The sequence below is a fragment of the Azospirillum sp. OGB3 genome (genome assembly GCF_014192915.1).
Lineage (GTDB): Bacteria > Pseudomonadota > Alphaproteobacteria > Azospirillales > Azospirillaceae > Azospirillum.
This window is the reverse complement of sequence record NZ_JACHYN010000005.1, coordinates 357,817-367,689: the sequence shown is the minus strand read 5'-3', so window position 1 is coordinate 367,689 and position 9,873 is coordinate 357,817. Positions and strand designations below refer to the sequence as shown.

Genomic DNA, 9,873 nt, shown 5'->3' with positions numbered 1-9,873 from the left:
CGACAGACGATGAGCGTGCAGATGCCAGCGGGCTGGATGGGCAACGGGGGCGCCTCACTTCAGCGGCCACCCACCAAAACGTGAAGATGCTACTGATAAGGCATCTTTGTTGCCCAATTTATCTCGATAATGTAGAAAATACAGAATTCACGCTAACTTAATTCTAGTCAAACGAGAATATATTATCTTTCCGGTGAGCCATTGTGTCGCATGGCTGGCGGTGACGAGAAATTTGGAAGAGACCGCCGCGACCCTGTTTCGGGAGAACCCGTCCTATGACGTGCCCGCATTGTCAGTCCGCGTCGACCGCCGAATAGGCGAAAACAAGGGGCTGGAACAGGATCGCCGCGGGGTGAAAGGACGCGGACGACCGATGCGCGGCTTCAAGGAGTTCGGTTCAGCCGATCGCTTCTGCCGGGCCTGCGATGAGGCTCGCAACGTCCTGCGTCCGACCGCCACCCTCACCCGGAAGGTTTCGCCGGCGCATCGCCGGGCCATCCACGCCCGGCGTGTCGCCGCGCTGCCGGACCTGATCTCCGCTGCCCGACACAGCTTATGATAGCGAATGACGCATCGACCGGCAGCTTGCCGCGAACGCTGACGGAACCGGTGGAGCGGGCCAAGGAGCAGAGGCTGGTGGGAAGAGCGTCATCATGCTCGGTTTCAGCCCCGGCCGCCTCCGAAAAACCCGCTGCGGTTCCGTATCAGCTTCCCAGAAGGTTGGTGCGGACCTGCAGCAGATGCTCCTGAAGGGCGGCACGGGCCTGGTCCCCGTCACGGTCCTTGAGCGCGCTGACGATGCGCCGGTGCTGGTCCTCATAAACGGCGCGCCGCGCCGGCGTGAGGCTGCGCACCTTGAGTCGCGCCCATTCCGGCTGGTTCCGGATGGCGTTGATCGCGTCGTAAACGTCTGACAGCAAGCCGTTCTTGGCGGCGCCAATGATCGCCACGTGCAGCATGCCGTCCCAGTGCTCGAACTCCGGAACGTCCTGGGCGCGCTCGGCATGGGCCAGGCACTCCTCCATCCGGTGGAGATCCGCCGCGGTGGCCCGACCGGCAGCCAATTCCGCCGCCTGCGGCTCGACCATCAGCCGAAGTTCCATGATCTCCGCGGGGCTGGCGCCGATGATGCGGCTGGTCAGGCTTTGGTCCTCGGCCGTGGCCTTCACCGTCGCTTCCGACGTGACGAACGAGCCGCGGCCCACATGGCGGACGATCTTGCCCTGCTCCTCAAGCACGCGAAGGCTCTTGCGCAGCGTGTTGCGGGAAACGTTGAAGCGCTTCTCCAATTCACGCTCGGTCGGCAGCTTGGTGCCCGGCCCCCAGGTTCCGTCGGCGATGCCTTGTTCAATCAACGCAACAACCGCGCTCGCTCCGGAAGCAGCCCGATCCCTGAGATTCAGCGCGTCCATACTCGTTCCACCGGCATTTTTGCTCCATTCTTCATCCAATATGGCGCGTCCTTAGCCGCCGTGCAATCTCAATTTCAGGGTTGCCAACACACGGATCCAGACAACCGGCACAGAAAAAATGGACCAGACGCATTTTCTTCTTGACCAATTATGAGCCGTGATCGTCATATTGGATCACTGATGGCGCTGATAGCGTCGCATTGGACCCGATAATGGATCATAATTGGATCAGCGGAGGCAGCGCATGAAATTCGTCACCTTCCAACATGATGGACGCCGCAAGGTCGGGGTCGTCGAACCGGACACGCAGCGGGTTTGGTCGATCGAGTCCGTTCTCGGCGAGCCGGTCCATGACATGCTGGACCTTATCCGCCGTTACGACGCGGCCAAGGGCGAAATGACGCTCGGCTCTGTTGGGATTCCGCTGGCCGACGTCCGTGTCGATGCTCCGATTCCACGCCCTGACCGCAATATTTTCTGCGTCGGCAAGAACTACCACGACCACGCCCACGAGTTTACCCGCAGTGGTTTCGATGCCGGGTCGAAGGTGGCGACCGACGCAATCCCGGAAGCGCCGATCTTCTTCACGAAGCCGCCGGAGACGGTGATCGCCAATGGTGATCCAATCCGTTATCCGCACGGGGTCAGCGACAGTCTGGACTATGAGGCCGAGCTGGGCGTGGTCATCGGCAAGGGCGGCCGCGGGATCACCAAAGCCGACGCCTACGACCATGTCTTCGGTTACGTCATCATCAACGACATGACGGCGCGTGACTGGCAGTCGCGCCATAAGCAGTGGTTCCTGGGCAAGAGCTTCGACACCTTCTGCCCGATGGGGCCATGGCTGGCGACGGCCGACGAGGTCGACGCGGCCAATCTGGCGCTACGCTGCTGGGTGAACGATGAACTGCGCCAGAACGCCAACACGCGCGATCTGATCTTCGACATTCCGACCATGATCGAGACCCTGTCGGCCGGAATCACGCTCTACCCCGGCGACATCATCGCCACCGGCACGCCGGCCGGGGTCGGCATCGGCTTCAACCCGCCGAAGTTCCTGAAGCCGGGCGACCGTGTGACGATCGAGATCGACGGACTCGGCCGGCTCAGCAACGTGCTCGACTGAGCACGGGCGGCCATTCTGCAACGGCAACAAGGGAAACACCTTATGGCACAGCATCTGGCTGTCGAGGTTCACGGCGCCGGCGACCCGGTGATCCTGGTCCATGGCCTGGGCGGCACCTCCAACGTGTTCACCCCGCAGGTCGGCGCGTTGTCGCGGTTCTTCCAATGCGTGCGCTTCGACCTGCCCGGTTCCGGGCGAAGCGCCATCACCGACGACGTGTCGATTTCCGGCTTCGTCGATGCGGTCGTGGCGGTCCTCGACAGCCGCGGCATCGAGCGCGCCCATGTGGTCGGCCATTCGCTCGGCACCGTCGTGTGCCAGCATCTCGCCGTCCGCCAGCCGGAGCGGGTACGCAGCCTGTCGTTGATCGGGCCGCTTCACGCACCGCCCGAGGCCGCCCGTCCGGCGCTCCGCGACCGTGCCGCCAAGGCGCGCGCCGAAGGCATGGTCGGGATCGCCGATGCGGTCGTCCAGGGCGGCACCTCGGCCGACACCAAGGCCAACCGGCCGGAAGTGGCGGCGTTCGTGCGCGAGATCCTGATGCGCCAGGACCCGGAAGGCTACGCCCGCACCTGCGAGGCCTTGGCCGCCGCCCAGCCCGCCGACGTGGCGCGGATCACCTGCCCGACGCTGCTCATCACGGGCGACGAGGACGGCACGGCCCCACCCCCGGCCGTGCGGGCTCTGGCGTCGAAGATCCCGGGATCGAACCTGCGCATTCTCGATCGCTGCGGCCATTGGACGACGTTCGAGCGTCCGGCGGCGGTCAACGAAGCGCTGGTCAACTTCCTGTTCTCCGTCGCCTGAGCGCTTTGCGGAAAAGCGCACCGCCGTGACGCGTGCCCATTGCGGAAGCGGCGGTGTGGGTCGGAGGGCGGAGCCACGGTCCCGGCAACGCCCATCCGAGGCACGAACGAGACAATAAGCCGGCAAACCGGCATTCCCGATCGACCAGGAGGAAACGATGCAAACGACTCTCTTCACCGACGTGCGCGTCCTCGACAGCACCGGCGAGCAGCCTTTCGCCGGCGAAGTGCTGGTCCAAGGCAACCGCATCGCCGAGATTTCCAGGCAGGAAGGGACGATCTCGCGCGACGCGCACCGCCAGGTGAACGGCGGCGGCGCCACGCTGATGCCGGGCCTCATCGACTCGCACCTGCACCTGTCATGGAACAACCAGCCCACGCTCGCGGCCATTCAGCAGATGCCGCCGGAAGAGCATGTCCTCTTCGCCGCCGACATGGCGAAACTGGTGCTGGACGCCGGCTTCACGGCGGGCTTCGGCGCCGCCGCCGCCAAGCCCCGCCTGGACGTGGTGCTCCGCAACGCGATCAACGCGGGCCAGATTCCCGGGCCGCGGTACCGCGCGGCGGGCCAGGAGATCGCCACGCCCGGCGGCCTTGGCGACACGTCGCCGCCGCACATCGAGCATGAGGGCCTGAATTTCGGCATGATCGTGTCCGGGCCGGAGGAGGTCCGCCGCGCCGTCCGCAAGTTCATCAAATACGGTGTCGACAACATCAAGCTGAACCTGTCGGGCGAGGAGATCACCGGGGTCGGGGCCGAGGTGACCCCGATGGCGCGCGAAGAGATCGCCGTGGCGGTGAGCGAAGCCAAGATGCACGGGAAGACGCTGTGCGCGCACGCGCGCTCCTCCAAGTCGGTCAAGCTGTGCGTCGAGTTCGGCATCGAAGGCATCTTCCACGCCTCCTACGCGGACGAGGAGGCCCTCGACATGCTGGAGGCGGTGAAGGACCGGCACTTCGTGGCGCCCGGCCTGGCGTGGCTGCTCACCACCGCCCGGGAAGCCGGCGCGTATGGCATCGCCCCCGGGTCGCCGCTGTCGCAGCAGTACGAACGCGAGTTGGAGATCGCCGTCGACAGCATGAGGAAGATGCACAAGCGCGGCATCCGGGTCCTCCCCGGCGGCGATTATGGGTTCGCGTGGCAGCCGCACGGCACGAACGCACGCGACCTCGAAATTTTCGTAAATCTGCTCGGCTTCACGCCGATGGAAGCCCTGGTGTCCGCGACCCGGTCCGCCGGGCAGATCATGGGCATGGGCAATGAGCTGGGCATGATCCGGGAGGGCTGTCTGGCCGACCTGCTGCTGGTCGACGGCGATCCTCTCGCGGACGTCACCATTCTGCAGGACCGGAAACGTCTCCTGGCGATCATGAAGGACGGCGTCTTCCACAAGGCGCCGGAAGCCCTCGCCCGACGCGAGCGCGTCTGAAACCAAACCCGACCCGGCCGTTCCCAGCTCATCACTCCCGGTGAGGACTCCGCCTTTTCCCGGAAGCATGAGCGCTCGCAGCGGCCGGGTCGCCGCACAGGCCAAGAAAAGGAGGGAGGACGCGCGATGGACGATCTCGGCTGGCGCAGCGTGCTGTTTGTCGCGGCATCGCGGCCCGACCGCTTCGACAAGGCGCTCGCCGCCGGCGCCGATGCGGTCTGCGTGGATCTGGAGGACGCCGTGGCGCCGGCTCACAAGCAGGATGCCCGTGCCGCGGCCATGCGCTTCCTGGCGGATGGCGGCAACCGTGGCGGCAACGGTGGCGGTGGCGGCCCCGACCGCGTGATACGCATCAACACGCCGCGCAGCGTGGCTGGGATGCGCGATGCGCTCGCCCTCATCGAGGCACGCCCCTCCTGTGGCACCGTGGTCGTTCCCAAGATCGACTCGCCCGAGGAGGTCTGTTGGATTGATCAGTTGCTGGCCGAGGCCGGGCTCGATCTTCGCCTGGTGGCTCAGATCGAGACGCTGCGTGGGGTCGATCAGGCCGCCGCCATCACGGCCGCATCCCGCCGGGTGAGCGCCGTCATGTTCGGAGGCTTGGATCTGGCGGCGGAACTCGGCGTTCCGGCGTCCTGGGATGGGCTTTTGTACGGTCGATCACGGGTCATCCATGCCGCCGCGCAAGCCGGCATCCCGGCCATCGACATGCCCTTCGTCGATGTGCGCGACGCTGAGGGCTGCCGCGCCGAGGCGCAACGCGCACTGTCTCTGGGCTTCATCGCGAAGATGGCCATCCATCCGGGCCAGGTTCCGACCATCAACGAAGCCTACACACCGACACCGGACGAGGTCGCCGACGCCGAGCGGATCGTTACGGCCTGGAAGGACGCTCCGGACGGCGTCATTCAAGTCGACGGGAAAATGGTCGAGCGTCCGATCGTGCTCGCGATGCGGCGCACGCTGGCCCGCGCGCAGGCTCCCGAACGCGCATCCACATCGACGCGGCATGGTGATGCCGCCTGACGACCTTGCGGCTGGCGTGGGCCGGCCTGCAAGGGCGGACTTTGAAATCAGAACGAGGGGGGAAGAGGCAATGCGCAGATCCGCATCATTCCGGACGAGGCTGGCGTTGGGAGCCATCGTGGCGGCGACCGCCAGCGCCGTTCTGGCGTGCCCATCCATGGCGGCGGGCGTCCGGACGGGCGCCGGCCCGTCGGGGGGCGACAACCGCCCCAACATCCTGCTGATCCTGGCCGACGATCTGGGCTATTCGGACATCGGTGCGTTCGGCGGCGAGATCCAGACGCCCAATCTCGACGCCCTGGCGCGCTCCGGTCTCCAGTTGACCAACTTCCATGTGTCGCCGGCCTGTTCGCCGACACGGGCCATGCTGATGGCCGGCACCGACAACCATGTGGCCGGGCTGGGGACGATGGCGGAACTGCCGACGCCGGAGCAGAAAGGAAAGGCGGGCTACGAGGGCACCCTCGGCACCAACGTCGTGCCGTTCCCGGAACTGCTGCGCGATGCGGGCTATCACACCTACATGGCCGGCAAGTGGCATCTGGGCATGACGGAGGAACTCAGCCCTCCGGCGCGCGGCTTCGATCGGTCCTACGCCATGCTCCAGGGCGGGGCGGGGTTCTTCGACCAGACCGGCAACGCGCCGCCGCCTGACGGCAAGGGCACGACCAAGGCACGCTACCGCGAGAACGGCAAGCCGGTCGAACTGCCGAAGATCGACTACACGACGAATTTCTACACGGACAAGGTCATCGAATACATCGGCAGCAACAAGGCCGATGGGAAGCCCTTCTTTGCCTATGCGGCGTACACGGCGCCGCACTTCCCCCTGCAGGCGCCCGACCACCTCATCGAGAAGTACAAGGACACGTACAAGGCGGGATACGAGGTCATCCGGAACGAGCGCTTCAAGCGCATGCAGGCGGCAGGGCTGGTCCCGGCAAGCATGACGCCGTCCGAGCCGCCCGCGCTCTGGCCGAAATGGGAGCAGCTTTCCCAGCAGCAGAAGGACGTCGAAGCGCGCCGGATGGCGGTTTACGCGGCCATGGTCGATTCCCTGGACCAGAACATCGGCCGGCTGGTGTCCTACCTGAAGGAGATCGGCGCGTTCGACAACACCATCATCGTCTTCCTGTCCGACAATGGCGCCGAGGGGAACGACATTCTGGACCTCGTCCCCGCCGCGTGGGTCGAGGAAACCTTCGACAACAGCCTGAACAACATCGGGCGTCCGGGCTCGTACGTCGGCTATGGGCCAGGATGGGGCCATGTGAGCGCCGCCCCCTTCCGCCTGTTCAAAGCGTTCCCGACCGAGGGCGGCGTGCGGTCGCCGACCATCATTTCGTATCCCAAGCTGGCGCATCGCGGAAAGATCGACGGTCAGATCGCCTCGGTGATGGATCTGGCGCCGACCTTTCTCGAGGCCGCCGGGGTCAAGCATCCTGGAAACAGCTACAAGGGACGCGCCGTTCATCCCATGCAGGGAAGCTCCCTCTGGTCCTATCTGAACGGCCGGTCCGATCGCGTCCACCCGAAGGATTACGCGTTGGGAATGGAGCTGTTCGGACGGGCCTCCGTCAGGAAGGGCGACTGGAAGCTGGTCTGGGTGAACCAGCCGTGGGGAACCGGCGGGTGGGAGCTCTTCAATCTTGCCGATGATCCCGCCGAGACCCGCAACCTCGTCGATGCCCGACCGGAAAAGGCCAAGGAAATGATGGCCTCCTGGGATGAGTACCGGGAGAAGAACGGTGTGATTTTCGATGAGAAGATCGCCGGCCAGCTTCAGTACAGCAATGGCACGCGCTACTACCAGGAGCTTGAGTGGTAGGGGATGCGACAACGGCGGCCGGGCATGGCACGGCCGCCGACCATGACCGGGACGCGGCTGATCGCAAGGAAAGACAGACTCATGGCCAACAAAAACGCAGCCTTCATCACGGCACTTGTGACGGCTGGGGTTGGCGTTGCCGCGGGGCTGGCGGTGTTCGCCTGGCCTGCCCAGGCCCCGGCCATGCCGAGCGTTGCGCAGGACCTGCTGTGCGATGGCTCCGCCGCACCCCCCGACACGAAGGAGGCGCCTCCCGGCATGGTGTGGATTCCGGGGGGCGATACTCGGATCGGTTCCGACCAGCACTACCGCGAAGAGGGACCGGTAACGTGGGTGAGCGTCGATGGCTTCTGGATGGACCGCACCGAAGTCACCAACGCCCAGTTCCGCCGGTTTGTCGAAGCGACGGGGTATGTTACCGAGGCGGAACGCGTCGTCGACGGAACCGGCGCCGGTGCGCGCCGGCCCTCCGGTTCCGTGGCCTTCGTCGATCCGACCTCCCAGGCCGGGAGGAGCGACACGTGGTGGCATCTGGTTCCCGAAGCGAACTGGGGCCATCCGGAGGGCGCCGGCAGCGACATCAGGGGCCGGGAGAACCACCCCGTGGTGCATGTCACGTACAACGATGCCGTCGCGTATGCGCGATGGCTCGGCAGGGAGCTTCCCACCGAGGCGCAGTGGGAACACGCGGCCCGGGGCGGGCTGGACGGCGCGCCATACGCCTGGGGCGGCGAGTTCACGCCGCAGGGCGTGGCGATGGCCAACACGTGGCAGGGGGTTTTCCCGATCCAGAACACGCGGGGCGACGGCTATCTGGCGACCGCCCCCGCGGGCTGCTTCGCAGCAAACGGTTACGGGCTGCGGGATATGATCGGCAACGTTTGGGAATGGACGTCGGATTGGTATCGTCCGCGGCATGACGGTCTGGGAGGCGTCAACCCAACCGGTCCCCGGCAGGAGGACAGTTACGACCCCCGGCAGCCCGGGGTCCCCAGCCGGGTGATCAAAGGAGGCTCGTTCCTCTGCGCGCAGAACTTCTGCCAGCGGTACCGCCCGGCGTCACGCCATCCGCAGGACGTCGGCCTCGGAACAAGCCATCTGGGGTTCCGGACGGTGCTGAAAGCGAGGTAAGGCCAACGCCGCGATGGACGTTGGTCGAGACATCGTGGCAACCGGGTTGCGTTGTTTCGACGTCCGGTTTGCTCCAGGGGGCGGTCGGGCTATGACGCCATCCATGTGCCGAGCCACGGCGCCGCTGGACAGGTCCGGCTGGGCGCGCTCCTTCTCGACACCGCCGCCGTGGCGGGCCGCTCCGCCGAACCGGCCGCGCTCGGCGGCGCGCTGACGCAAACGGGCGACCTTCTGCTCTACGGCTGCGATGTGGCGGGCGGAAACGGCGCGTCCTTCGTCGCCGCCCCCACCGATCGGACGGGCAGCTTCGCCATCGGGGCGAACTGGACCCTGGAAGCCGGAACCGGAAGCCTCTTCCCTGGCGTTTCAAAGCTACGCCTATGCGCTGGACACCCTCACCGGCAGCGACGGCAACAACCCCATCGTCGGCGGGGCTGGAAACGATACCCTCTTCGGCGGGGCGGGAAGCGACCTCTTCGCGTTTGGCAACGGGAGCGGCGGATCGGTGGTGATGGACTTCACCGCGGGCACCGATCGGCTCGCCCTGACCGACAGCCCGATCAGCCTCGCCGACGTGATCGCCTCGGCGCAGGTCGTCGGCGGCAGCACGGTGCTTGACCTGCGGCCCGGCAGCAGCGTCACCATCCAGGGCCGGACCGGGGATGTCGCGCGCTGGTTCGCCTGATCGGGCAATCGGGCGGCCCCCACATCCCGGAGGTCGCCCGCCCGCGAACCAAGCCGCAACTTCCACTCCACCGATGGATGCCGAATCCCCGGTGGAGCGCCAGGTCCGCCTCCGAATGGACCACCGCCGCCCGGTGGCTTCCGATGAACCGGTGCGCGTCCTGACGGAACGGCGGGTCGGGCCACATCGGGCCGGCCAGGAGGGTTCTGTCAGCGTTCGCGGCAAGCTGCCGGCCGATGCGTCATTCGCTATCATAAGCTGTGTCAGGCAGCGGAGATCAGGTCCGGCAGCGCGGCGACACGCCGGGCGTGGATGGCCCGGCGATGCGCCGGCGAAACCTTCCGGGTGAGGGTGGCGGTCGGACGCAGGACGTTGCGGGCCTCATCGCCGGCGACTTTGATGCACGTCTCATCAACATGCCAGCACCGG

9 protein-coding genes and 2 pseudogenes are annotated in these 9,873 nt (G+C 66.2%); 10 read left to right on the top strand and 1 reads right to left on the bottom strand.

From position 1 onward, the window contains the following. The first annotated feature begins 232 nt into the window (after positions 1-232). Positions 233-559: a hypothetical protein gene (locus FHW79_RS13890; protein WP_183179467.1), complete on the top strand. Its 327-nt coding sequence runs from the start codon at positions 233-235 to the stop codon at positions 557-559. A 145-nt stretch (positions 560-704) separates the two neighbouring features. On the opposite strand, the gene FHW79_RS13885 is transcribed toward FHW79_RS13890, so the two are convergent. Continuing rightward, positions 705-1,412, bottom strand: coding sequence for an FCD domain-containing protein (locus tag FHW79_RS13885; protein ID WP_183179466.1), 708 nt, complete (start codon positions 1,410-1,412; stop codon positions 705-707). Between the two features lie 244 nt (positions 1,413-1,656). Between FHW79_RS13885 and FHW79_RS13880 the strand changes: the two genes are divergently transcribed. The 9 genes and pseudogenes from FHW79_RS13880 (at position 1,657) to FHW79_RS32665 (ending at position 9,444) form a co-directional block, all read left to right on the top strand. Continuing rightward, positions 1,657-2,538: a fumarylacetoacetate hydrolase family protein gene (locus FHW79_RS13880; RefSeq protein ID WP_183179465.1), complete on the top strand. Its 882-nt coding sequence runs from the start codon at positions 1,657-1,659 to the stop codon at positions 2,536-2,538. Positions 2,539-2,580: 42 nt separating this feature from the next. After that, positions 2,581-3,345: an alpha/beta fold hydrolase gene (locus FHW79_RS13875; protein ID WP_183179464.1), complete on the top strand. Its 765-nt coding sequence runs from the start codon at positions 2,581-2,583 to the stop codon at positions 3,343-3,345. Between the two features lie 181 nt (positions 3,346-3,526). Then, positions 3,527-4,774: an amidohydrolase family protein gene (locus tag FHW79_RS13870; RefSeq protein WP_348984148.1), complete on the top strand. Its 1,248-nt coding sequence runs from the start codon at positions 3,527-3,529 to the stop codon at positions 4,772-4,774. A gap of 126 nt (positions 4,775-4,900) precedes the next feature. After that, entirely contained in the window at positions 4,901-5,800 is a 900-nt protein-coding gene (locus tag FHW79_RS13865) for a CoA ester lyase (protein ID WP_183179462.1), read from the top strand. A gap of 118 nt (positions 5,801-5,918) precedes the next feature. Continuing rightward, entirely contained in the window at positions 5,919-7,628 is a 1,710-nt protein-coding gene (locus FHW79_RS13860; protein ID WP_348984147.1) for an arylsulfatase, read from the top strand. 81 nt (positions 7,629-7,709) lie between these two features. Beyond that, positions 7,710-8,759: a formylglycine-generating enzyme family protein gene (locus FHW79_RS13855; RefSeq protein ID WP_183179460.1), complete on the top strand. Its 1,050-nt coding sequence runs from the start codon at positions 7,710-7,712 to the stop codon at positions 8,757-8,759. A gap of 105 nt (positions 8,760-8,864) precedes the next feature. Continuing rightward, positions 8,865-9,050, top strand: a pseudogene (locus FHW79_RS13850) (DUF4347 domain-containing protein); the annotation flags it as partial. Beyond that, positions 9,007-9,207, top strand: a pseudogene (locus FHW79_RS32670) (hypothetical protein); the annotation flags it as partial. The pseudogenes FHW79_RS13850 and FHW79_RS32670, both read left to right, overlap by 44 nt. A 63-nt stretch (positions 9,208-9,270) precedes the next feature. Then, positions 9,271-9,444, top strand: a complete 174-nt coding sequence (locus FHW79_RS32665) for a hypothetical protein (protein ID WP_247884373.1) — start codon at positions 9,271-9,273, stop codon at positions 9,442-9,444. The last annotated feature ends 429 nt before the right edge of the window (positions 9,445-9,873 follow it).